Origin of the sequence: Pseudonocardia sp. (assembly GCF_050250275.1) — a bacterium.
GTDB lineage: Bacteria > Actinomycetota > Actinomycetes > Mycobacteriales > Pseudonocardiaceae > Pseudonocardia.
Genome location: NZ_JBFWOY010000019.1, coordinates 95,768 through 118,461 on the forward strand (window position 1 = coordinate 95,768; position 22,694 = coordinate 118,461).

The following is a 22,694-nucleotide window of genomic DNA, read 5'->3' on the forward strand; positions in this document are numbered from 1 at the left end:
CACCATCCGATCCCGTGGCCATCGGTGCGAACCATAACCCGATCGGGTCACGCGTGCGCAAATACGGACACCGGACACACGGGAGCGCGTACCGGCGCATCACCGCCAGTACGCGCTCCTGGTCCCCGTGGGGCCGCGATCAGCTGTTCGAGTAGTCGTAGCTGTCGTCGCAGCCGTACTTGTCGTCGTCGCTCTTCGAGTACTTGTCGTCGCAGTCCCATTTGTCGTAGTCGTCGCAGTCGTTCTTCTTGTCGTAGCACTCCTCGTACTTCTCACGGGGCTCCCAGCAGTTCTTGTCCTTGTAGCCGCCGCCGTAGCCGCCCCAGTCGCTGTCGTCGCGGTCCCACTTGCTGTTGCTGTGACACTGGCTCTTGAACATTTCGGGCCCCGTTCTCCGTATCGAGTCTTTCCCGTCGTCCGAGCTGTTGCTCCGGTGAGATGAACTTTGCCCGTTCGGCCGGGTCGCAACGACCGTGCCGACCCCCCCACCCCGCGGAGCGCACCCCCCTTCTCCGCGGGGGCGAGCCCCACCCGTAATGCCCTGTTCGTCGCCGCCGTGCGCGGCTAGCGTCGCTGCGGTGCCGGAACGGCGTGCCACCGCGGGCCGGGCGACGGTCGCCGGGCGGGTGGCCGCCGCGCGCCGGGGCGCATTCGTCGGCAGGAAGCGGGAGCTGGAGCTGTTCCGGCACGCCGTGGAACTGCCCGCGGGCGCCGAACCACCGTTCGCGGTGCTGCACGTCCACGGGCCCGGCGGGATCGGCAAGAGCGCCCTGCTGCGCATGTACGGCGATCTCGCCCGCGCTGCCGGGGCGACCGTCGTGCGCGTCGACGGCCGTGACACCCCCGATCCGCACGCCATCCGCGACGCCGCCCTCACCCCCGCCGACGGCCGGCTGGTCCTGCTCGTCGACGCCTACGAGCTGCTCGGCCCCCTCGACGGCTGGGTGCGTGAGGAGCTCGTCCCCGCCCTGCCCGGCGACGCGCTGACCGTCCTCGCCGGCCGGGAGCCGCCGTCACGCGGCTGGCTCGACGACCCCGCCTGGCGCGCGCTGTCGCGGGTCGTCGGCCTCGGAACGCTCGACGCCGCCGAGGCCGCCGACCTGCTCGCCGCAGCCGAGCTCCCCACCGAGGTCCACACCGAGGTGCTCACGCTCGCCCGGGGCCATCCGCTGGCCCTCACGGTCGCCGCCGAGCTGGCCACCCGCCCTGGTGACCAGGACCGGGCCGTCGGCCCCGCCCTGCTGGAGACGCTCGTCCCGCGCCTGGTCGACACCGCCCCGACACCGCGGCACCGGGACGCGCTGCGGGTGTGCTCGTGCGCCCGCACCACCACCGAGGCACTGCTGCGCGAGCTCGTCCCGGGCGACGGCGACGGGCCGGGCCCCGCCGAGCTGTTCGACTGGCTGCGCACCCGCGCCTGGGTCGAGAACGGCGAGCGTGGCCTCGTGCCGCACGACCTCGTCCGCGACGTGCTGGTCGCCGACCTGCGCCGGCGCGACCCCGAGGCCGCGGCGACCCTGCGGCACGCGCTCCGGGAGCACACCGTCCGCCGCGCGCGAGCCGCCGGCGGTGCGCGCCGGGAGCAGGCGATGCTCGACCTCGTCTTCGAGTTCCGGCACGTCCCGCACATGGCGACCTGGTACGACTGGTCGACGTTCGGCCTGGTCAGGGCCCGGCCCGTCGCGCCGGACGAGCTGGACGCGCTGCGCGAGCTCGTCGTCGGGCACGTCGGGGAGCGCGACGCCGACGCGGTGCTGGCGTGGGTCCACGAACAGCCCGAGGGCGTCGTCGTCATCGGCGACCACGGACGTGTCGACGGCGTGCTCGTATCGGTCTCGCTGCACGACGCGAGCCCCCGCGTGCTGGCCGCCGACCCGATCGCCGCCCGGGCCCGGGAGTGGGCCACGGCCCAGGGGCTGCGCGCCGACCACGAGGTGACCGCCGTCCGCTTCCTCGCCCACCGGGTCCACGGCGAGCGCCGCTCCCCGATGCACGACGTCGTCGCCGTCCGGACGATCCGCGAGACGATCACCCGCCCGAACCTGGCGTTCGACATCCACATCACCGCCGACCCGGCGTTCAACGGCCCCCTGCTGCTGACCCTGGGCCTGGACCGGGTGCCGGAGCTCGACACCGTCCAGGGCACCCGGGACACCGCGACGTACGCGCTCGACGTGCGGACCCGGCCGAGCAACTCCTTCAGCGACATCGTCGGCGGCCCCGCCCCGGGGACGGCCGTGGTCGACCCCGACACGGTCCGGGCCGCCCTGCGCGACCTGCACCGGCCCGACCGGCTCGCCGTGTCCCCGCTGGCCGTGGCCGCCGGCACGACCGGCGACGAGGTCCGCGCCGCGCTCCTCGCCGCGATCGACACCCTGCGCACCGACCCCCGCGACGCCCGGCTGCACCGCGTCCTCGACCGCACCTTCGTCCGCCCCGCCGGGACGCAGGAGAAGGCCGCCGAACTGCTCGGCCTGCCGTTCTCCACCTACCGACGACACCTCGCCGCCGCCACCGCCCGCGTCGCCGAACTGCTCGCCACCGTGGGCAGGAACTGAGCAGCGTCCGGCCTGGTGGGTGAGCACCCCACCGCGGGACCGTCCGGCCACCCACGACACCGGAGGTCCCCGTGCCCGCACACGCCGTCGTCCTCGGAGCCGGGATGGCCGGGCTGCTCGCCGCCCGCGTCCTGTCCGAGACGTTCGACCACGTCACCGTCCTGGACCGGGACACGCTCCGCGCGAGCGCCGAACCCCGGCGCGGCGTGCCGCAGGGCCCGTTCCCGCATGCGCTGCTCCCCCGCGGCCGCCGGATCCTCGACGACCTCTTCCCCGACCTCGTCGACGGCCTGCTGCGCGACGGCGCGATCGAGGGGCCGGTCGAGCGCTTCCGGTTCCTGCTCGCCGGGATCCGGTTCGCCCGCTTCTCCGAGGGCGGGTCGTTGCTGTGCAGCCGGCCCCTGCTGGAGACGCACGTCCGCGCCGCGGTCCGGACGCTGCCCACGGTGACGATCGTCGACCGTTGCACGGTGCTCGGCCTGCTCGCCGAGCACGGACGCGTCACCGGTGTCCGCACCGACCCCGGGCCGGCGGTCGCCGCCGACCTCGTGGTCGACGCCTCCGGTCGCACCTCGCGGGCCGACGTCTGGCTGCGGGAGCTCGGGTTCGCGGTGCCCCCGCAGGACTCGGTGCGCGTGGAGGTCGCCTACACGTGCGGGAGGTTCCGGCTCCGCGACGACGGCTTGGACGGTGACGAGGTCGTCCTCGTGTCCGGGGTGCCGGGCAACAGCCGCAGCGGCGCCGTGTTCCCCGTCGAGGGCGGCGACCACCTCGTCTCGCTCGGCGGGACCTTCGGCGACCACGCCCCCACCGAGCTGGACGGCTTCCACCGCTTCGCCGCCACGCTGCCCTTCCCCGACATCGCCGACGCCCTCGCCGGCGCCGAGCCCCGCGAGCCCTTGCGGACGATGCGGTTCACCGAGAACCGGCGACGCCGCCCCGACACGGTCGACGGGCCCCCGGGGCTGCTGCTCCTGGGCGACGCGCTGTGCTCGGTGAACCCCGTCTACGGCCAGGGCATGACGATGGCCGCGCTGCAGGCGGAGGAGCTGCGTCGTGTCCTCGCCCGCGACACCGACCCGCAGCCGCGTCGCACCCACCGCAGGCTGCTGCGGGCGACGGCGGTCGGCTGGGACAACGCCATCGGCGCCGACTCCACCGACCCCCGCGTCGAGGTGGACCGCGGACGCGCCGCCGTGCTCGTCGGACGCTGGGTCGCGCGGGTCCAGCGGGCCGCGGGGGTCGACCCGCACGTCGCCCGCACGTTCTTCCAGGTGACGGGGCTGGTCGACCCACCGCAGACGCTGCTGCGGCCGGGTTTCGTCGTGCGGGTCCTGCGCGCGACGCGGCGCGGCGCCGCGCCGGAGCCGGCCGCACCGCCGGCGGTCCGTGCGCAGTCGCGGGCCTGACCGGACGGGGTGGGCGCCGGCCGCAGCGACGTCACCCGCCGTTCGCCCACCGGCCACCCAACCGTCCATCGACCCTGGTCGCGCGGCCACGACGTCGTCGGGAGGATCTGCTCACGCCGGGGCCGGCGGACGGCCGGGGGGTCCGCGCGACCGGCCCCGGCGCCCGTCGGCCACCCTCTCGGGTCAGACCGCCGCGTGCATCCTGCAGTCGGGCGCGACCAGCAGGTCCGCCGACGGCGTCGCCGGTCCGTTCACGAGTACCGGGCAGCGGCAGCCCAGATCGACCGCCTCACCCGTTCCAGGCCTCGAGCTGATCGGGATGTGCGCGCCACCGGCGACGGTCCCCCGCATGTCCTCCGGATTCCCCATGACGGTCCAACGAGGTCGGCGTGGTGCGCGTCACCGCAGGCCCCTCGATCGTGTGGCGTGTCGCGACACCCATCCGTTCGTGGCGCGCTCGCCTAGGGTCGGCCGATGACCGCAGGCCCGTACGTCGTTCCCGTGGGGCACGTCTCGTCGCCGCTCACCGACCCGGGCGCCGCTCCGAAGCAGGGCGACGAGGGCGGCGCCGACGCCTGGATCACGTTCGGGGACACCTACCGGGCCGCCGCCCGGGACCTGACGACCGGCGCCGAGGTGCTGCTGCTGACCTGGCTGCACCGCGCCGACCGCGACACCCTCGTCGTCCACCCCCGCGACGACCCCGCCGCGCCCCTGCGCGGCGTCTTCGCCACCCGCTCCGCGGACCGGCCCAACCCCATCGGCGTGCACCGCGTCACGATCACCGCCGTCGAACCCGGCCGCATCCGCGTCCGCGACCTCGAAGCCGTCGACGGGACCCCGGTCCTCGACGTCAAACCCGTCCTGGCCGGGGAGCGCTGAGACGTCGGACCTGTCCGGCGGACATCCGTCGGTCCTGGATGGCAGGCTCGTCGGGTCATGACGTCTCCTGCCGTGTCCCGCACGTGAACACCCGCACCTCCGCCGGGCTGGGCCTCGCCGTGGCGTCCGCCATCGCGTTCGGGCTGTCCGGGCCGTTCGCCAAGTCGCTGATCGACGCGGGCTGGTCGTCGGCGGGCGCGGTGCTGGTGCGCATCGGTGGCGCCGCCGCGGTGCTGCTGGTGCTGCTCGCGGTGACCCGGCCCGGGGTGCTCCGGGCGCTGCGCGCCGACGGGCCGGCACTGGTCGTCTACGGCGCGCTGGCGGTCGCGGGTGTGCAGGTCGCGTTCTTCAACGCCATCCGCTACCTGCCGGTGAGCGTGGCCCTGTTGCTGGAGTACCTGGGTCCGGTCCTCGTGGTCGCCTGGGTGTGGCTGGTTCGCCGGCAGCCGCCGGGGCGCCGCACGGTCCTGGGTGGGCTCGTCGCGATCATCGGGCTGCTGCTGGTCGTGCAGGTGTGGTCGGGCGGTGCGCTCGACCCGGCGGGGATCGCGTGGGGGCTGGCCGCGGCGGCGTGCCAGGCCTCGTACTTCCTGCTGGCCGACCGGGCGACCGAGACGCCGCCGATGGTGCTCGCGGGTGTCGGGATGACGATCGGGACGGCCGTCGTCGTCGTGCTCGGGCTGGCCGGTGTGCTGCCGATCGTCGTGACCGCACCGCCGGAGGCACCGGTGCTGCTGGCGGGCGCCGAGGTCGGGTGGCCGGTCGCGGCGGCGTTGCTCGTCCTGGTGTCGACGGTCGTCGCCTACCTCACCGGGGTCGCCGCCATCGAGCGGATCGGCGCGGCACGCGGATCACTGGTGGCGCTGCTCGAGGTCGTGGTGTCGACGGTCGCGTCGTGGCTGCTGCTGGACCAGCTGCCCGGTCCGTCGCAGCTCGCCGGCGGGCTGCTGATCCTGCTCGGCATCATGCTGACCAGGTCGGGCCCGACCGCGACCGCGCCGGCGGGCCCGCCACCGATGCTCGACCCCGCCCCGCGCGACGAGCGGACCCCCGGATGAGCTCGCTGCGCCGCGTGGGGAGCCCGGGGCGCAGCCGGACGACGACGGGCCTCGCCCTTGGGGTCGTCTCGGCGGCGTCGTTCGGGGTGGCGGGCCCCGTCGCGAAGGCCCTGATCGACGCGGGCTGGTCGGCGGGCGGCGCGGTGCTGGTGCGCATCGGCGGCGCGGCCGTCGTGCTGCTGGTCGTGCTCGCGGTCGCCCGGCCCGGCGTGCTCGCGGCGCTGCGCGCCGACGGTCCGGCGCTGCTGCTCTACGGAGCGCTGGCCGTCGCGGGCGTGCAGGTCGGGTACTTCTCGGCGATGCAGTACGTGCCGGTCGCCGTCGCGCTGCTGCTGGAGTACCTCGGGCCGGTCCTGGTGATCGTCTGGGTGTGGCTGGTGCGCCGGCGGCCGCCGAGCCGCATGACGGTGGTCGGCGCGGCCCTGGCCGTCGCCGGGCTGCTGATGGTGCTGCAGGTGTGGTCGGCGGGCGCGCTCGACTGGCGCGGCGTCGCGTGGGGCCTGTTCGGCGCGGTGTGCTGGGCGTCGTACTTCCTGGTCGTCGACCGGGCCGGGGCGCGGACGCCGCCGCTGGTGCTGGTCGGCGTGGGCATGGTGATCGGGACCCTCGTCGTGGCCCTGTGCGGCCTCGTCGGGCTCCTCCCCGTCGTCGTCGCCGTCCCGCCGGACGCACCCGTCGTGCTCGCGGGCGCCGACGTCGGCTGGGTCCTGCCGGCCGCGGTGCTCGCGCTGGTCTGCGCGCTGCTGGCCTACGGGGCGGGCGTCGGCGCCGTGTCGCGGATCGGCGCCACCCGCGGGTCGCTGGTCGCGCTGCTCGAGGTCGTCGCCTCCGCGCTGATGACGTGGCTGCTGCTGGGCGAGCTGCCGGGGCCGTGGCAGCTCGCGGGCGGAGCGCTGATCCTGGCCGGTGTGGTCCTCACCCGGGCCCGGCCGGCGGCCGAGCTGCCCGCCGTCGCCGACGGGCACGGAGGTTCCCGGGAGAATCGTCGCTGACGGTGTCGATCCGGGCCGGGGTGCCGCGTGTGAACGGTGACAGCGCACCACGCGAGACGAAGGAGCCGACGATGGCCCAGTACCTGCTCTCGATCCAGCAGCCCGACGGCCCACCGCCGCCGCCGGAGGTCCTCGACCCGATCATGGCCGCGTTGGCGCAGGTCAACGACGACATGCGCACTGCAGGGGTGTGGGTCTTCACGGCCGGTCTCACCCCTCCCTCGTCGGCGACCGTCGTCGCCGCGAAGGGCGACGAGGTGCTGGTCACCGACGGCCCGTACGTCGAGGGCAAGGAGCATGTCGGCGGTTTCTGGGTGATCGACGCACCGGATCTCGACGTCGCGCTGCACTGGGCGGGGCGTGCCGCGCGGGTGCTGACACTGCCGGTCGAGGTGCGCCCCGTGGCGGGTAGCCGGGCATGACGGCCCCGGCCGACGTCGCGGCCGTCTTCGCCCGCGAGTACGGCCGGGCGGTGTCCGTCCTCATCCGCGTCCTCGGCGACATCGACCTCGCCGAGGACGCGGTCCAGGACGCCTTCGCCGAGGCCGTCCGCCGCTGGCCCGCCGACGGTCTGCCGCCCGCCCCGGCGGGCTGGATCATCACGACGGCGCGACGGCGCGCCGTCGACAGGTACCGCCGCGACAGCGCGCGGGAGGCCCGCGACGCGGCCGCCGCGCGGCTGGACCCTGCCGGCCCGGACGCGGCGGCGGCGCCGGGAGGGACCGGTGAGACCGAGGAGGAACCCGTGGGCGACGACCGGCTACGGCTGATCTTCACGTGCTGCCATCCCGCGCTGAACCGGGCCGCGCAGGTGGCGCTCACCCTGCGGCTGCTCGGCGGGCTCACCACCGCGGAGATCGCGCGCGCCTTCCTCGTCCCGGAGCCGACGATGGCGCAACGGCTGGTGCGCGCCAAGGCGAAGATCCGCGACGCGCACATCCCGTACCGAGTCCCGAGCGAGGCGGAGCTCCCCGACCGGCTGCGCGCGGTGCTCGCAGTCGTCTACCTCGTCTTCACCGAGGGGCACACGGCGACGTCGGGCGACGCGCTGGTGCGCGACGACCTGTGCGCCGAGGCCGTCCGGCTGGGCCGCGTCCTGGCCGAGCTGATGCCCGACGAGCCCGAGGTCACAGGCCTGCTGGCGTTGATGTTGCTCGTCGGGTCGCGACGCCCGGCGCGTACCGGCCCGGCGGGTGAGCTGGTCCCACTGCCCGAGCAGGACCGCGCACGATGGGACGGCGCGCTGGTCGCGGAGGGCCAGGAACTGGTGCGGCGCTGCCTGCGCCGCAATGCGCCCGGGCCGTACCAGCTGCAGGCGGCGATCAACGCCGTCCACTCCGACGCGGCGTCGGCGGCCGCAACGGACTGGCCGCAGATCGTCGCCCTCTACGACCAGTTGTCGACGATCGTGGCGAGCCCCGTCGTGGCCCTGAACCGGGCCGTGGCCGTCGCCGAGGTCGACGGGCCGGGCGCCGCGCTCGCCGAGGTCGAGGCCATCGAGGGCCTCGACGCGCACCACGTCCTGCACGCGGTCCGGGCCGACCTGCTGGGGCGCCTCGGCCGGACCGCGGAGGCGACCGCCGCGTACGACGCCGCGATCGCCCGCACCGGCAACACGATCGAGCGGGCACATCTCTCCCGGCGCCGCGACTCACTCGCCCGGCGCCGCAGCGACGAACCCGTCCCCGGTTGACACCCTCACCTTTCGGGTAGTCCGTGGCGCCGGTCACCCGAGCGCGGTGGCCACTGACCCTGGAGGACGGCATGACCATCACCGGAATCCTGACGGCCATCGTGATCGGTCTGATCTCGGTGCGCTCGGCCGTCTGGTGCTGCCCGGCAAGCAGCGCATCCCGATCTGGCTGACGATCCTCGTCGGCATCGTGGCCGCGCTCGTCGGCACCGCGCTGGCCCGCGCGCTCGGCATCCCGACGGAGACGTCAGGGATCGACTGGCTGGAACTGCTCGTCCAGGTCCTCGTCGCCGCCCTGGGTGTCGCGCTCGTGTCGGGCCTCTACGGCCGCCGCCGCTCGCGCCTGCGCCTGTGACCTGACGACCGCCCCTGAACGACAGGAGACCCGGCCCCATCGGGGCCGGGTCTCCTGGGTGTGGCGGAGGGAGCGTCAGAGGGCGCGAACGCCCTGGGCCTGCGGGCCCTTCTGGCCCTGGCCGATCTCGAACTCGACGCGCTGACCCTCTTCGAGGTTGCGGAAGCCGCTGCCCTCGATCTCGGAGTAGTGCACGAACACGTCGGCGCCGCCTCCGTCCTGGGCGATGAAGCCGAAGCCCTTCTCGCCGTTGAACCACTTCACGGTGCCCTGTGCCATTTGCCTTCTCCTGAACTCTGAACTTCGAGCGGGTCGTGCTCCGGCCCTCCGGGGAGGGCCGGGGTCATGCGGTGGAGCGTGCCAGCCGCTCCAGGCGTACCGGGGTGGGCCAACGGACCGAGTCGGCCCATCGGAGTTTTTCGAACACCCAGATGACGCGCGCCGAGATGTCGATCTGGCCCCTGCGTACACCGTGTCTGGCGCACGTAGGGTCGGCGTGATGCAGATTGTGCCAGGACTCGCCCATCGACAGGATCGCGAGCGGCCACACATTGGCTGAACGGTCGCGACTGACGAACGGACGGTCGCCCAGGACGTGGCAGATCGAGTTGATCGACCACGTCACATGGTGCAGGACGGCAACCCGGACGAGCCCGGCCCAGACGAACGCGGTGGCCGCGCCCCACCAGGACATGCTGATCAGGCCACCGAGCAGCGCGGGCGCCAGGAGGCTCGCGAGGGTCAGCAGCCCGAAGCGGCGACTGATCGCGGTGATGTCGGGGTCGGCGACGAGGTCGGGGGCGAACCGGTCGGCGTTGGTGCGTGCCGGTTCGAACAGCCAGCCGACGTGCGACCACCACAGCCCCTTGACCAGGGCCGCGGGGGAGGTTCCGAAGCGCCACGGGGAGTGCGGGTCGCCCTCCTTGTCGGAGAACGCGTGATGACGGCGGTGGTCGGCCACCCAGGTGAGGACGTCACCCTGGAGCGAGAGGCTGCCGGCGACCGCGAGCGCGATCCGCAGCGGGCGGCTCGCGTTGAACGAGCGGTGGGTGAACAGCCGGTGGAAGCCGACGGTCACGCCCAGCGCCGAGACGAGGTAGAACCCCGCGGCCAGTCCGATGTCGGTCCAGGTCAGGCCCCATCCCCAGGCGAGCGGGACGGCGACGACCACGGCGAGCATCGGGACGAGGACGGCGACGTACACGAGCGCGACCTGACCATGAGGGCGGCGTCCGTCGAACAGGGGTTTGGGGCCGCTGCCGGGCGGAGCCGGCGCGGTCGCAGTCGTCACGGTGAAGGGTTCTCCTCGGATTCGGAAGCGGTCACGGGGTCCAGACGCCGACGGCGTGAGGCCCGACAGGACCGTCCTCCAGGACGAACGCCACCTTGTCGTGCGGGCGCAGGACCTGGTTGCCACCGCCGTCGATCTGCGATCCGGAGACGGCGACCTCGGTGCCGTCCTCCAGTGCGATCACGCCGATACCCCGTTGCGGGTCGAACCAGGTGACGGTGCCGTCGACCATGCCGACCTCCTGCCGGTTGTGCGCGGAAGCCGTCCGGGGGCCCCGGACGCCTGCGCGGCTCGATCGTCGGCAGGTGTAGCGCTACGGTGTAGACGCTACGCCGTAGCGTCCGGCTGTCAAGTCCAGGGGGAGACAGGCCGGATCGCGTGACGCGGTGGGCGCGACACGGTGAGTGGAGGGGGACCGATGCCAGCCGAGAGGACGGCGACGAGCACGACCCGCAGCAGCCGACGGGCAGCGCTCGACCGGCGGACCGTCCTCACCGAGGCGCTGCGGATGATCGACGAGCACGGCGTCGAGTCGCTGTCGATGCGCCGGCTGGGGCGGGCCCTGGGCCGCGACCCGATGCGGCTGTACCGGTTCGCCGCCAGCAAGGACGAGCTGCTCGACGACATCGTCGAGCTGGTCCTGTCGGAGCTGGAGGTGCCGCCGCCGGCGCCGACGTCGGACTGGGAGGCCGTGCTGCGTCGCTGCGCGCACAGCTTCCGCGAGCTGGCGCTGGCCCATCCGCACGCGGTACCGCTGCTGGTCACACGGCCACTGAGCACCCCGCTGGGATTGCGGCCGCAGGGCACACTGCGGCCCCTGGAGGCCATCGTCGACCTCCTGATCGGCGCCGGGTTCGACCCCAAGGGTGCGCTGCACGGCTACCGGCTGTTCATGGGCTTCCTGCAGGGGCACGTCCTCAACGAGGTCCAGGAGCAGGTGGCCGACCCCGACGAGACCGACGACCTGCTCCGCCTCGGCCTGCACCGCCTGCCCGCCAAGGAGTTCCCCAGGATCCGCGCGCTCGCCCACGAGCTGGCCGCCTTCGACGGCCACGCCGAGCTCGAGGAGGGCCTCGACATCGTGCTGGCCGGGCTCGTCCAGCAGCTGCGCGCGACGACCTGAGGCCCCGGCCCGGTCAGCACACCGCGCAACCGGCACCGCGGGCCGCACCGGGCTCCGCACCGAGGCGCCGACCCGCGGTGATGCCGGTCTCCGCGTCGACGGTGGCCCCAGGAGGGACGCGGCGGCGGCACCCCGACCCCAGGAAGCTCAGCGTGGCCTCCAGCACCACGACGTAGCCGACCTGGAACGTCGTGAGCACGAGAATGGTGGGGACGAGGTTGGGCAGGAGGTGCCGGACGACGATGCGCAGGTGGCTGCACCCGGCCACGCGGGCGAGCTTGACGTAGTCGCGTTCGCGCAGGCTGAGCGTCTCGCCGCGGACGACCCTGGCGAACCTCGGCCACAGCAGCAACGAGATCAGCAGCACGACGTTGCCGAGGCGCGTCAGTGCCGCCACGATCAACGACACCTGCGCGCCGTGAATCAGCCTGCTGAGCAGGTCGCGACCGTACGGATCGGTGCCGAGCAGGGGGGCGTCGGCCGCGCCGTCGTCATCCAGCCAGCGGGGGCAGGAGGCGTTGGCTGAGGTCGCCCTCGTACGGGGACTGCGGTGCGAGCACGTCGGCGAGACGGCGAGCACGACGACGACCGCCAGGAACGCGATCGCCGCCCAGGGTGTGCGATGTTCGGAGGATCGTCCACACAGGCTGGTCAGGCCGTCACGCTCGGCCGCTCAAGATCTGGCTCGCGCCGATCCGGTCCTGCGTGGCCCGGCCGGCAGCCACCCGGGTCAGCGCAGCCCGGGGAACGTGATCTCCGAGATCGCGACGCGGTCCGACGCCGGCTGCGTCCCCACCGGGCGTCCCGGATCCGTGGTCAGGATCGTCAGCGTCACCGTCGACGTCTCCGCCGCGGGGAACCGCACCGTCTGCGGATCGCGGCGCGTCGGCGACGGGTCCAGCGACACCGACGTTGCCGGGCCGGACCCGGTGTCGATCGTCATCGACGTGATCCGCCGGTTCTGCGTGTAACGGTCCGAGCCGTCGGCCGGGTCGATCTTCGCGTAGCCGGGGACGATCGTCAGCTCCGAGACACGCTGCCGCCCCGGCAGGTGCACGACGAGCCGGCGCCCGGTGCCGTCGCCGTCGCAGCGCCACGCGGTGTCGGGCCGGCCGTCGACGGCATTGCCCGGCTCGAACGTCGTCGGCGCCCCGTCGGAGGAGCGGCTCGGGGCCGACGTGCACGTCGCCGACGCCCGCAGCCCACCCGCGGCAGGCGGCATGGTCCCGCCGGTTCCCGCCGCCCCGCCCGCCTGCGGACGCGCCTCACCCACGACCGCCGTCGTCGGTCCGCCGCCGCGCAGCAGCAGCGCGCCCGCGACCGCGGCGGCGAGGACCAGCAGCACGACGATCCCCGCCGCGATCCGCGTGCCCCGGCCCGGCGTCCGCGGGTTCACGCAGCGGTCCGTCGGACGGGCGTACGGACACGGATCACGGCGACTCCCGGGGTCGGAGGCGTCCCGACTCTACGACGCCGACGCCCGCCGTGGTGACGATGCCCACGTCCACCGGGCCACCCGCAACGCGGGACAGGCGCCGATGATCGGGGCAGGATCGACGCGTCGCGACGAGGAGGTCAACGACCGTGAAGACAACTGCTGCGGTGCTGTACGAGGTCGGCAAACCGCTCGAGATCGAGGAGCTGGACCTCGCCGCGCCCGGCGACCACGAAGTCCTGGTCCGCTGGACACACACCGGTCTCTGCCACTCCGACCTGCACATCCAGCAGGGCGACATGGGCGCATGGCTGCCGATCGTGCTCGGCCACGAGGGCGCCGGCGTCGTCGAGGAGGTCGGCCCCGGCGTCACCCGGGTGAAGCCCGGCGACCACTTCGTCGCCTCCTTCATCCCGACCTGCGGCACCTGTCACTGGTGCTCCATCGGCAGGCAGAACCTCTGCGACATGGGTGCCTACACGATGCGCGGGCACCTACCGTCGGGCAACTGGCCGCTCTCCGGCAAGGCGGGCCGCTACGGCGCCATGTGCATGGTCGGCGCCTTCTCCACCTACGGCGTCATCCACGAGAGCTCCGCCGTCCGCATCGAGCCCGAGTTCCCGCTGCAGGTCGCGGCCCTCGTCGGGTGCGGCGTCCCCACCGGCTGGGGGTCGGCCGTCAACTCCGCCGACGTGCGGCCCGGCGACACCGTCGTCATCTACGGCATCGGCGGGATCGGCATCAACGCCGTCCAGGGCGCCCACCTGGCCGGGGCCCGCCACGTCATCGCCGTCGATCCCACGACCCTCAAACGCGACACCGCCATGAGCCTCGGCGCCACCCACGCCGTCGCCACCGCCGAGGAAGCCCTCGCGCTGTCGAAGCAGCTCACCCGGGGTGTCGGTGCCGCTTCCGCGATCATCACCGTCGGCAACGTGACCGCGAACGTCGTCGACGCGGCGTTCGAGGTCGTCAGCAAGTCCGGCACCGTCGTGATCACCGCGCTCGCCCCGTTCGCCGACAAGACGATCACGCTGTCGGGCACCGAGGCGGTGCTGTGGCGCAAGACGATCCGCGGCAGCCTGTTCGGGGACTGCAACCCCACCACCGACATCCCCCGCCTGCTCGAGCTCTACCGCGACGGGCAGCTCAAGCTCGACGAGCTGCTCACCCGCACCTACACCCTCGACCAGATCAACGAGGGCTACGAGCACATGCTCGCGGGCGAGCTCATCCGCGGCGTGATCGTCCACGAGCACTGAGCCCGGTCCGGCCCCTGCGAGTGGTTCTCAGCAGGGCAGGGTCATCAGCGGGCGGCCGTCGGCGGTGCGCACCTGGACCTCGGCGAGGTCGGCGCGCTGGATGGCGGTGGCCCCCTGCACCGTGGCGCGACCGCTCGGCGTCGGCCCCCAGGACGCGACGACCTCCGTACGGCCGTCGCGTGCCGTCGCCAAAGCCTGGTAGCTGCCCGCGGGGGGAAGCCCGGCGAGGGTGAGCTGCAGCGCCGTGCCCCAGGTCCGCGCCTCCAGCGTTCCCGACCCCGAGGCCGCCACCCCCGCCACCGCGGCCATCGGCGTCGAGGCCGGGCCGGGCGTCATCATCGGGACGACGGCGACCCCCAGCCCGGCGAGCGCGGCGACGGCCGATGCGGCCGTCAGCACCCGCCACCGTTGCACGGTCCGCCGCTCCCGGCGCCGCTCGGCGCCCACGACGCTCAACGTGCGCGGCAGCAGGTCCGCGGCGGGCGCGACGAGCCCGTCCCGGGCCTCGTCCGGGGCGAGCCGCCCCAACAGCCCGGGCAGAGGTGCGAGCGACGCCAGCTCGGCGCGGCAGTCCGCGCACGTCGACAGGTGGCTGTCGACCGCTGCGCGTTCCGCGGGCGCGAGGCTGCCCAGCAGGTAGGCCCCCAGCTCGAGCCGCATCGGATCGTCCCCGGTCACCGTGCCGCCCCCAGTTCTTCCAGTGCCAGTCGCAGCGCCCGCAGCGCGTAGTAGGTCCGCGACTTGACGGTGCCCTGCGGGATGCCGAGCCGCGCGGCGGCCTCGGCGACCGAGCGACCCTCGTAGTAGGTCTCGACGAGGACGGACCGGTGCTCGGGGGACAGCCGATCGAGGGCCGCGGCGACGGTCCAGCGCTGGACGGCCTGGTCGAGAGCGTCGTCGCCGGGGGCGACGGTGGCGTCGAGGGCGGCGTCGTCGGACACGGTGCGGGGGCGGGCGCGGGCGGCGCGCCACTGGTCGGTGACGAGGTTGCGGGCGACGGTGAACATCCAGGCGCGCAACGCGGCGGGGTCGGTGTCGAGGAGGTCGGCGCGGCGCCAGGCGCGCACCAGGGTCTCCTGCACGACCTCCTCCGCCCGCCCGGGGTCGCCGGTGAGCTTGAGCGCGTAGCCGTGCAGGGGACCGCCGAGCTGCTCGTAGAGCGCCCGGAGGTACTCCTCCGCCGGGTCGGGCGGACGGCGCAACGCGGTCACCTCCCTCAGACGGATCGCGACGCCGACCGGTTCACCCTGCCCGAGCGCCCCGGGCGGCTCCGGTGGAGGCCCCCCGCAGCAGGAACCGCCCCCAGGGAGGATGGAGCCGTGGCGGAGGCACAGCTGGAGGAACAGGTCGCGCTGGTCATCGACGCCGTGCGCGCCAGTGCCCGGCAGGGGACCCGGCTCGTCACGGTCGACGGGTTCTCCGGGTCGGGTAAGTCGCGTATCGCCGACGCGGTGGGGCTCGCGCTGGTCGCGCCGGTGCTCACCCTGGAGGAGCTCTACCCGGGGTGGGACGGGCTGGCCGCGGCGGTGCCGCCGGCCGTCGACTGGATCGCGCGGCCGCTCGCCGAGGGCCGGCCGGCGCGGTGGTGGCCGTGGGACTGGACGCGGAACGCGCGGACCGGGGCCCGGGAGCTGGCGCCGACGCCGGTGGTCCTGCTGGAGGGCTGTGGGGCGGGGGCGACGGCGTTGCGCCCGTACACCGACATCGCGGTCTGGGTCGAGTGCGACCCGGCGACGAGGGACCGTCGGCTGCGGGCGCGGCCGGACTGGCCGGGCTACGCGCCGTTCCGCGCACGCTGGGCCGCGCAGGAGGACGCCTGGCACGCCCGCGAGCGCACGCGCGAGCGTGCGGACCTCGTGATCGTGAACCGCTGAGGGGTGACACGTGCGACGGGTTGCGGCGGTTCCGCGCCGGGTCCGCGCCCGGGTGGGGCACGATCCGGGTCGTGACGACGACCGAGCGCCCGGCGCGGGTGAACTCGCTCTACGTGTTCGCGGCGCTGCTGGTGGTGGCCCTCGCCGCGCGGCCGTGGATCGTCGAGGCGCTGGGCGCGCCGGTGGTGCGCACGGTGGCGACGGTGTTCGTCGCGATCTGCGTGCAGGCGTTGCCGTTCCTGGTGCTGGGGGTCCTGGTGTCGGGGGCGATCGCGGCGTTCGTGTCGCCCGCGGCGCTGCGCCGGGTGCTGCCGAGCCGGACGGGTGCGGCGGTGCCGGTGGCGGGTCTCGCCGGGCTGGCGTTGCCGGGGTGCGAGTGTGCGTCGGTCCCGGTGGCGCGCAGGCTGATCGGGCAGGGCGTGCCGGAGGCGGCGGCGTTGGCGTTCCTGTTGGCGGCGCCGGCCGTGAACCCGGTCGTGCTGGTGGCGACGGCGGTCGCGTTCCCCGGGGAGCCGGGCATGGTGGTGGCGCGGGCGGCCGGGTCGTTGGCGACGGCGTGCGTGATGGGCTGGCTGTGGCAGAAGGCGGGCCGCGCGGAGTGGATCGCGGCGCGGGTGCGCAGGCCCGCGCAGCAGGGCGGCAACCGGTGGGGGGTGTTCGCGGAGTCCGCCCGGCACGACCTGGTGTCGGCGGGCGGGCTGCTCGTCGTCGGCGCGCTGGTCGCGTCGTGTCTGTCGGTGCTGGTCCCGGCCTCGTGGACCGCGGGGCTGGCCGACCGGTGGTTGCTCGCGGTGCTGGTCATGGCGGTGCTGGCGGTGGTGCTGGCGCTGTGCAGCGAGGCCGACGCGTTCGTGGCCGCGTCGCTGTCGGCGATGCCGCTGGTGCCGCGGCTGGTGTTCCTGGTGGTCGGCCCGGCGGTCGACGTCAAGCTCGTCGCCCTGCAGGCGGGCACGTTCGGCCGGGCGTTCGCGGCGCGCTTCGCCCCGGCGACGTTCGTCGTGGCGATCCTGTGCGGCCTCGCCGCGGGCGTCCTGGTCCTGGGGGTGCGCTGATGCGCCGCGAGACCCAGCACGCCGTGCTGTTCCTGCTCGGCGCCGCGCTGGTGCGGATCGCCGTCGACGACACGTTCCTGCGCTACGTCCGTCCCGCGCAGCGGTGGTGGTTGATCGGCGCGGGCGTGGTCATGGTCGTGCTCGCGGTGGTGGCGACGGTCCGGGACCTGCGCGGCCGGGCCGTCCCGTCCTCCGACGGTCACGACCACCGGACGGGGTCGTCGCCGTGGCTGCTGGTGCTGCCGGTGATGGTGATCGCGCTGGTCGCGCCGCCGGCGCTGGGGGCCGACGCGATCGCGCGGCACACCCCGGCCCCCGCGGCCGTGGTGGCCGACGTCGCGCGGCTGCCGCCCGGGCCGGCCGAGCTGGGCGTCGCCGAGGCGGTGGCGCGGTCGATCGACGGTTCGCTGGGCGACGGCCGGGACCTCACGGTGACGGGGTTCCTCGCCCACCGCGCCGGCGAGGTGGTGGTCGCGCGGATGACGATCGCGTGCTGTGCGGCCGACGCCCGCCCCTACACGGTGCGGGTGAGCGGGCCGGGGGTGGCGGAGCTGCCCGTCGACACCTGGGTGCGGGTGCGTGGCACCGTGGTGGCGCAGGCGGCGAAGGACAACCGCTGGTCACCGGCCCTCGACGTCACCGACCTGACGGTGGTCCCGGCCCCGGACGACCCCTACGAGTACTGAGGTTCAGTCCGTCCGCAGCGCGACCCGGGCCGAGACGAACGCCGCCGCGACGACGAGCCCGGCGGCCACGACGAGCCCGGTGCCGACGACCGTGCCCGACCCCGGCGGCCCACCCGAGGTCAGCGCCCGCACGACCGGCCCGACGGGCGGCACGTGCGACTGCGTCCCCGTCACGACGACGACCGTGCCCGCGGCCAGCAGCGACCACCCGACCTTGCCGATGACGGGCCGCGCACAGAGCAGGCCCACCGCCGTGCCGGTGAGGGCGCAGACCAGGTGCCCGCCGAAGCCGAGTGCGACGACCGGCAGCGGGTGCGGGTAGTGCGTGGCGACCATCGGCCATACCACCGAGAGCAGCGACAGCAGAACGTCGCCGGCCACGGCGAGCGCCACGACCCCGCCGACGACCCGCCCGACACCGCCCGCGGCGACGACGGTGACGTGCCGCTGGACCGGGTCCTCGGTGTTGGCGACGACGATGCCCAGCCACGCCGCGATCGGGTACAGCGCGAGCGCCGACGCCGCCCAGGGCGCGGGCAGCGGCCCGGGGTCGCCGCCGAAGAGGATCGCGAGGATCGCGGCCTGGACGATGACGGGGACGACGGCCCGCTGCGAGCGGTACACGTCGGACAGCAGGAAGCGGGAGACGGCGATCGTGCTCACGGCCGGGCCTCCACGCGCCGCCGCGGCGGCACCGGGACGCCCGCGGCCTCGCGGCGCACCGACAGCACCGTGGCGCCGCGACCGATCGCCGCGGCCAGCACGGCGTCACCGTCGGCGGCCGGCACCCGCAGCCGCAGCCGCCACGACGCAGGCCCCGGACCGGGCACGACCCGCGACTCCGACCCCGGCGGCAGCGACTGCACCGCCCGGCGGGGGTCGCCGTCACCGGCCAGCTCGATGACGGTCACCTCGTCGACCCGGGCCGGCGCCGCCTCGGGCCGCAGCGTGCCCGCCTCCACCCGCAGGACGGTCGCGGCGGCGAGCCGTGGGCCGTGCGCGGTGTGGTCGGCGACGAGGACGAGCGCGCCCGCGACGGCCACCGCGTCGAGGCGGGCGGACAGCACCGGGGAGGACTCGGCGTCGAGACCCGACCAGGGCTCGTCGAGTACGACCAGGCCGGCGCCGCAGGTCAGCGCCTGGGCCAGGCCGACCTTCTGCGCGTTGCCCTTGGACAGCTGCAGCATCGGGGTGCCGGCCCCTGCGGAGAACGACATCTCGGCGAGCAGGTCGGTGGCCTCCCGCACCGCCGCGGGCCCGGCCCCGTGGACGGCGGCGAGGTGGCGCAGGTAGACGCCGACGGGCATGCGCAGCTGCGCCGGGAACCGGTCGGGCACGTAGCCGACGACGCGCGGGCGCCCCACGACCCGGCCGGCCGACGGGGACGACGCGCCCGCGGCGATGCGCAGCAACGTCGACTTCCCGGAGCCGTTGCCGCCCCGGAGCACCACGGGACGGCCGGGTTCCAGGTCGAGGTCGATGCCCGCGAGGACATCCGACGATCGCCGGCCGTACCGCTTGCGCACCCCCTCGAGACGCATCACGCGGTCATCGTGCCCCCGCCCGCCGGGGTCGACGCCCCTCGCTGCGCCGGGCGGACCGCTGGGCTGCGCCCAAAGGCGCCGGAGCTGTCAGAGACGGAACTGGATCCGCTGGATCGACGCGCTGATCGGGGCGAACAGCTCGCGCCGGATGCGGTTGTGCTCGTCGTCGGCGTCGTAGACCTTGTAGGCCTCCTCGTCGGCCAGGTCGACGGTGATCGCGAAGTCCGCGTTCCCGTCCCGCAGCCCCAGGTCGACGCCGGTGACCGCGTTCAGCTCGACACCGGGGACCTTCATCGCGCGGATCGCCGCGAGGGCCTCCTCGATCTGCTCGGTCGTCACGCCGTCCTTGACGGTTCCCACCACAACGTTTCGGATCACGCCGCTCACGGTGCCACACCGGTGGGGTGGGGCCAGCCCCACCTCCCGCGTCGGGTCAGCCACGCCCACTACACCTGCTGGCCCCGCTGTCCTCGCGGGCCCCCGGCGAGACGCTCGACACATGACGACGCCGACCGCCACGCCGCCCCGCGGCCCGGCCGCGGCACGCGTCCCCCGGGGCCGTGACGTGGTACTCGACCTGATCCGCAGCGGCGCGATCGCGCTCGTCGTCGTCCAGCACTGGCTGATGCCGGTGATCACCCGCGACGGCGACGCGCTCGTCGCGGGCAACGCCCTGTCCGCGCCCGGCGCCTGGGCATGGACGTGGGTCGGGCAGGTCATGCCGCTGGTGTTCTTCGCCTCCGGCGCGGCGGCCGCGATCTCGTGGGCGCGGACGAGGGCGAAGGGTGGCGACGCCGCGTGCTGGCTGGTCGGGCGGCTGCACCGGCTGGTGCTGCCCGTCGCCGCGCTGGTGGTCGTGTGGTTGCCGCTGCCGGTGGCGCTGCTCGCGCTCGGGGTCCCGGGCCAGCCGCTGCACCTCGCGGCGAGCACGGTGCCGCAGCTGCTGTGGTTCCTCGTCGTCCAGCTGATCCTGGTGGCGCTCACCCCACTGACCGTCGCCCTGCACCGCCGCTTCGGCCTCGCCGTGCTCGTGCCGCTCGTCCTGGGCGCGGCCGCCGTCGACGCGCTGCGGTTCGCCGGTGTCCCGCTCGTCGGGTACGTCAACGCGATCCTCGTGTGGGTCGCGGTCCACCAGGTCGGAGTCGCCTACGCCGACGGTCGCTTCGTCGGCCTGGGGCGTCGCGGCGCCGCGCTGGTCGGGGTGGCCGGGCTGGCCGCGACGGCCGCGCTCGTCGGCCTCGGGCCCTACCCCGCGTCGATGATCGGGATGCCGGGCGCACCGGTCTCCAACATGAGCCCGCCCACCCTCTGCCTGGTGACGTTGGCGATCGCCCAGCTGGGTGCGCTGTTCGCGCTCAAGCCGGCGCTGGTCCGGTTCGCGACGTGGCGGCCCGTCGAACGCGGACTCGCCGTCCTGGCCCCGCGCACGATGACGGTGTTCCTGTGGCACATGAGCGCGCTGGTCGCCGGCGTCGGGGTGCTGACGCTCGGCTTCGGCTCGCACACCCCCGACCCGTTCGGGCCGCTGTGGCTGGGCGGCGCACCGCTGTGGATCGGCGGGCTGCTGGTGGTGCTCGTGGTGCTGGTCCGCGTGTTCGGGTCGCTCGAGACGCGCTCGACGAGGGCCGGACGCCGCAGCGCCTCCCCCGTCGCCGTGTACGCCGGGCTGGTGCTCGCCGCGGCCGGGATGCTCGGTCTCGCCGCCCGCGGGTTCGCCCCGCACGTCGACGCGGGTCTGCTCGTCGTCGCGGAGCCCGCGGCCTGGTCGGCGCTGGTGGCGGCCGGCTACCTGCTGGCGACCCGGGCGGTTCCGGCCCGGCTCACAGCTCTGCGCGGCGCGCCGCGATCGTCTGCGCGACCTGCGCGAGCTTGACGTTCAGCGACTGCGACGCCGAGCGCAGCACGTCGAACGCCTCGGCCGCATCGATCCCCCGCCGTTCCATGAGGATGCCCTTGGCCTGGCCGATCACGTCCCGGCTGGCCAGGGCCTCCTTCAGCTGGGCCACCTCCAGCTCGGCGGCGGTGGCGCCCCGCGTGGCCGCCAGCGCCGTCGACGCGTGTGCCGCCAGCACCAGCGCGATGTCCGGATCCGCGGCCGCGAAGCCGTCGACGGCGAACGAGTAGAAGTTCAGCGCCCCCAGCCGCGGGACCCGTCCCGCCGGGAAGAGTCCGACGGCGAGCACGCTGCGCGCCCCCGCGGCCGCGGCGGCGGGGCCCCAGCGCGGGAACTCGGCGCCCGCCCGCAGGTCGGCACTCGCGACGAGGCCGAGCCCGGGTGTGCGGGTCGCCTCCACGCACGGGCCCTCGTCGAGGGTGTACTGCAGCTCGTCGAGGTGGGTGGCGAGCGCGTCGGTCTCGACGGGGGTGTGGAAACCGCCGCCGGGCTGCCGCATCGTCACGCTGACCAGGTCGGCGCCGGCGACGACGGCTCGTCCTGCGTCGACGACCCGCTGCAGTACCTCGCGGACCGTCGTCGCTTCGAGCAACCGCTCGGCGAGGCTGACGAACTGGCCGGCCAGCAGCCCTGTGGAGGCGCCTTCGCGGCCCTCGACGAAGGCGTACCGGTCGTTCGCCCAGTCCTGCTCAGTCGCCACGGCCCTGACCTCCCGTCGTCCCGTGCCGAATATCCCCCGCCCGCCACGGCCCGGCAACGGACGCAGCCACGTTACCCCCCGTGACGGTACGCACGGTCGGCGCGGAGGAGGAGTTCCTCCTGGTGGACCCGTGTCCGGACGGTCGAGCGCCGTCGCCTGCGTCGTGCTGCGTCATCTGGAGCAACGGCCCGGGACGCGCGCATGGCGGCGCCTCACTTGCGCAGCCGGTGGACGCCCACGTAGGCCGACCGGCGCCGGCGGATCACCAGCCACACGATCCCGGCCAGCACCAGCCCGACGACGACGTAGCTCGCCGGCCCCAGCCAGCCCTCGACCTGGTCCCAGTGCTCGCCCATCATCCAGCCGGCGCCGATGAAGACGGCGTTCCAGATGCCGCTGCCGATCGCCGTCAGCAGCATGAAGCGGCCGATCGGTTGCCGCGCGAGGCCCGCGGGCACGGACACGACGCTGCGCACCACCGGCACGAAGCGGCCGAGCAGGACGATCCAGCCGCCCCAGCGCTCGAAGAGCCGGTGGCCGCGTTCGAGGTCGGCGACGCTGACGAGGACGAACCAGCGCTTCGTCGCGAGTCGTTGCAGCCGTTCGTATCCGAGCCCGGCGCCGACGGCGTAGAGGATCACCGCGCCGAGCAGCGAGCCGGTGGTCGCGAAGGCCCAGACGAGCACGACGTCCATCGCGCCGGCGCGGGCGCGGAACCCGGCGAGCGGCAGGATCAGCTCGGACGGGATGGGTGGGACGAGGTTCTCCAGCAGGATGAGCAGCCCCACGCCCACGGCGCCCAGCCGGTCGACGATCGAGAAAATCCAGTCGGCCACCCACCCACCGTGCCCGATTTGCCTGAATCAAACCTGAGAAAACGGGGGGC

At 74.6% G+C, this 22,694-nt stretch carries 26 protein-coding genes and 1 pseudogene; 14 read left to right on the forward strand and 13 right to left on the reverse strand.

Annotated features, from left to right (window positions below; translation table 11 throughout):
- Positions 1-139 precede the first annotated feature (139 nt).
- On the reverse strand, positions 140-379 hold the full coding sequence (locus AB7F12_RS18270) for a hypothetical protein (protein WP_428516914.1): 240 nt from the start codon (positions 377-379) through the stop codon (positions 140-142).
- Between the two features lie 199 nt (positions 380-578).
- On the opposite strand from AB7F12_RS18270, the gene AB7F12_RS18275 reads away from it, so the two are divergent.
- The 8 genes and pseudogenes from AB7F12_RS18275 to AB7F12_RS18310 all read left to right on the forward strand — a co-directional run bounded on the left by AB7F12_RS18275 (position 579) and on the right by AB7F12_RS18310 (position 8,947).
- Positions 579-2,558 (forward strand): ATP-binding protein, encoded by a 1,980-nt coding sequence (locus tag AB7F12_RS18275; RefSeq protein ID WP_428502716.1) that lies wholly within the window; start codon positions 579-581, stop codon positions 2,556-2,558.
- A gap of 71 nt (positions 2,559-2,629) precedes the next feature.
- Positions 2,630-3,967: an NAD(P)/FAD-dependent oxidoreductase gene (locus AB7F12_RS18280; RefSeq protein WP_428502715.1), complete on the forward strand. Its 1,338-nt coding sequence runs from the start codon at positions 2,630-2,632 to the stop codon at positions 3,965-3,967.
- A gap of 474 nt (positions 3,968-4,441) precedes the next feature.
- Positions 4,442-4,849, forward strand: coding sequence for a tRNA (N6-threonylcarbamoyladenosine(37)-N6)-methyltransferase TrmO (gene tsaA, locus AB7F12_RS18285; RefSeq protein ID WP_428502714.1), 408 nt, complete (start codon positions 4,442-4,444; stop codon positions 4,847-4,849).
- 83 nt (positions 4,850-4,932) lie between these two features.
- On the forward strand, positions 4,933-5,907 hold the full coding sequence (locus AB7F12_RS18290) for an EamA family transporter (RefSeq protein WP_428502713.1): 975 nt from the start codon (positions 4,933-4,935) through the stop codon (positions 5,905-5,907).
- Positions 5,904-6,899: an EamA family transporter gene (locus AB7F12_RS18295; protein ID WP_428502861.1), complete on the forward strand. Its 996-nt coding sequence runs from the start codon at positions 5,904-5,906 to the stop codon at positions 6,897-6,899. Before AB7F12_RS18290 ends, AB7F12_RS18295 begins: the two co-directional genes overlap by 4 nt.
- 71 nt (positions 6,900-6,970) lie before the next feature.
- Complete coding sequence (locus AB7F12_RS18300) at positions 6,971-7,321, forward strand: YciI family protein (protein ID WP_428502863.1); 351 nt, start codon at positions 6,971-6,973, stop codon at positions 7,319-7,321.
- Complete coding sequence (locus AB7F12_RS18305; protein ID WP_428502862.1) at positions 7,318-8,592, forward strand: RNA polymerase sigma factor; 1,275 nt, start codon at positions 7,318-7,320, stop codon at positions 8,590-8,592. The genes AB7F12_RS18300 and AB7F12_RS18305 overlap by 4 nt, the downstream gene beginning before the upstream one ends.
- 71 nt (positions 8,593-8,663) lie before the next feature.
- Positions 8,664-8,947, forward strand: a pseudogene (locus AB7F12_RS18310) (GlsB/YeaQ/YmgE family stress response membrane protein).
- Positions 8,948-9,022: 75 nt separating this feature from the next.
- On the opposite strand, the gene AB7F12_RS18315 reads toward AB7F12_RS18310, so the two are convergent.
- The 3 genes from AB7F12_RS18315 to AB7F12_RS18325 all read right to left on the reverse strand — a co-directional run bounded on the left by AB7F12_RS18315 (position 9,023) and on the right by AB7F12_RS18325 (position 10,470).
- Positions 9,023-9,226 (reverse strand): cold-shock protein, encoded by a 204-nt coding sequence (locus AB7F12_RS18315; RefSeq protein WP_147110287.1) that lies wholly within the window; start codon positions 9,224-9,226, stop codon positions 9,023-9,025.
- Positions 9,227-9,290: 64 nt separating this feature from the next.
- A complete protein-coding gene (locus AB7F12_RS18320) occupies positions 9,291-10,238 on the reverse strand; it encodes an acyl-CoA desaturase (RefSeq protein ID WP_428516917.1) in 948 nt (315 codons plus the stop codon).
- Positions 10,239-10,269: 31 nt separating this feature from the next.
- Positions 10,270-10,470 (reverse strand): cold-shock protein, encoded by a 201-nt coding sequence (locus AB7F12_RS18325; RefSeq protein WP_428516919.1) that lies wholly within the window; start codon positions 10,468-10,470, stop codon positions 10,270-10,272.
- 186 nt (positions 10,471-10,656) lie between these two features.
- On the opposite strand from AB7F12_RS18325, the gene AB7F12_RS18330 reads away from it, so the two are divergent.
- Positions 10,657-11,361: a TetR/AcrR family transcriptional regulator C-terminal domain-containing protein gene (locus tag AB7F12_RS18330; RefSeq protein WP_428501496.1), complete on the forward strand. Its 705-nt coding sequence runs from the start codon at positions 10,657-10,659 to the stop codon at positions 11,359-11,361.
- A gap of 13 nt (positions 11,362-11,374) precedes the next feature.
- Here AB7F12_RS18330 and AB7F12_RS18335 read toward each other — a convergent pair whose 3' ends face one another.
- Positions 11,375-12,016, reverse strand: a complete 642-nt coding sequence (locus AB7F12_RS18335; protein ID WP_428501517.1) for an ABC transporter permease — start codon at positions 12,014-12,016, stop codon at positions 11,375-11,377.
- A 75-nt stretch (positions 12,017-12,091) separates the two neighbouring features.
- Entirely contained in the window at positions 12,092-12,757 is a 666-nt protein-coding gene (locus AB7F12_RS18340) for an NADase-type glycan-binding domain-containing protein (RefSeq protein WP_428501497.1), read from the reverse strand.
- 188 nt (positions 12,758-12,945) lie between these two features.
- On the opposite strand from AB7F12_RS18340, the gene AB7F12_RS18345 reads away from it, so the two are divergent.
- Positions 12,946-14,058: an NDMA-dependent alcohol dehydrogenase gene (locus tag AB7F12_RS18345; protein ID WP_428501498.1), complete on the forward strand. Its 1,113-nt coding sequence runs from the start codon at positions 12,946-12,948 to the stop codon at positions 14,056-14,058.
- A gap of 27 nt (positions 14,059-14,085) precedes the next feature.
- On the opposite strand, the gene AB7F12_RS18350 is transcribed toward AB7F12_RS18345, so the two are convergent.
- Positions 14,086-14,718, reverse strand: a complete 633-nt coding sequence (locus AB7F12_RS18350) for an anti-sigma factor family protein (RefSeq protein WP_428501499.1) — start codon at positions 14,716-14,718, stop codon at positions 14,086-14,088.
- Positions 14,719-14,732: 14 nt separating this feature from the next.
- Positions 14,733-15,260, reverse strand: a complete 528-nt coding sequence (locus tag AB7F12_RS18355) for a sigma-70 family RNA polymerase sigma factor (protein WP_428516921.1) — start codon at positions 15,258-15,260, stop codon at positions 14,733-14,735.
- 117 nt (positions 15,261-15,377) lie between these two features.
- On the opposite strand from AB7F12_RS18355, the gene AB7F12_RS18360 reads away from it, so the two are divergent.
- The 3 genes from AB7F12_RS18360 (at position 15,378) to AB7F12_RS18370 (ending at position 17,670) form a co-directional block, all read left to right on the forward strand.
- Positions 15,378-15,932 (forward strand): uridine kinase family protein, encoded by a 555-nt coding sequence (locus AB7F12_RS18360; protein WP_428501501.1) that lies wholly within the window; start codon positions 15,378-15,380, stop codon positions 15,930-15,932.
- 71 nt (positions 15,933-16,003) lie between these two features.
- Positions 16,004-16,984, forward strand: a complete 981-nt coding sequence (locus AB7F12_RS18365) for a permease (RefSeq protein WP_428501502.1) — start codon at positions 16,004-16,006, stop codon at positions 16,982-16,984.
- Positions 16,984-17,670 (forward strand): TIGR03943 family putative permease subunit, encoded by a 687-nt coding sequence (locus tag AB7F12_RS18370; protein ID WP_428501503.1) that lies wholly within the window; start codon positions 16,984-16,986, stop codon positions 17,668-17,670. Before AB7F12_RS18365 ends, AB7F12_RS18370 begins: the two co-directional genes overlap by 1 nt.
- Before the next feature lie 3 nt (positions 17,671-17,673).
- Here the strand turns inward: AB7F12_RS18370 and AB7F12_RS18375 are convergent, their stop codons facing one another.
- The 3 genes from AB7F12_RS18375 to AB7F12_RS18385 all read right to left on the reverse strand — a co-directional run bounded on the left by AB7F12_RS18375 (position 17,674) and on the right by AB7F12_RS18385 (position 19,592).
- Positions 17,674-18,333 (reverse strand): hypothetical protein, encoded by a 660-nt coding sequence (locus AB7F12_RS18375; protein ID WP_428501504.1) that lies wholly within the window; start codon positions 18,331-18,333, stop codon positions 17,674-17,676.
- Positions 18,330-19,211: an ABC transporter ATP-binding protein gene (locus AB7F12_RS18380; RefSeq protein ID WP_428501518.1), complete on the reverse strand. Its 882-nt coding sequence runs from the start codon at positions 19,209-19,211 to the stop codon at positions 18,330-18,332. The genes AB7F12_RS18375 and AB7F12_RS18380 overlap by 4 nt, the downstream gene beginning before the upstream one ends.
- A gap of 90 nt (positions 19,212-19,301) precedes the next feature.
- Entirely contained in the window at positions 19,302-19,592 is a 291-nt protein-coding gene (locus AB7F12_RS18385) for a Dabb family protein (RefSeq protein WP_428501505.1), read from the reverse strand.
- Between the two features lie 121 nt (positions 19,593-19,713).
- On the opposite strand from AB7F12_RS18385, the gene AB7F12_RS18390 reads away from it, so the two are divergent.
- Positions 19,714-21,087 carry an acyltransferase family protein gene (locus tag AB7F12_RS18390; RefSeq protein WP_428501506.1) on the forward strand — a complete coding sequence of 458 codons (1,374 nt, stop codon included), beginning with the start codon at positions 19,714-19,716 and terminating at the stop codon, positions 21,085-21,087.
- On the opposite strand, the gene AB7F12_RS18395 is transcribed toward AB7F12_RS18390, so the two are convergent.
- A complete protein-coding gene (locus AB7F12_RS18395; protein WP_428501507.1) occupies positions 21,035-21,808 on the reverse strand; it encodes an ANTAR domain-containing protein in 774 nt (257 codons plus the stop codon). The two genes, AB7F12_RS18390 and AB7F12_RS18395, sit on opposite strands and share 53 nt — an antisense overlap.
- A 212-nt stretch (positions 21,809-22,020) precedes the next feature.
- Positions 22,021-22,644: a DedA family protein gene (locus AB7F12_RS18400; RefSeq protein ID WP_428501508.1), complete on the reverse strand. Its 624-nt coding sequence runs from the start codon at positions 22,642-22,644 to the stop codon at positions 22,021-22,023.
- Positions 22,645-22,694: the final 50 nt, after the last annotated feature.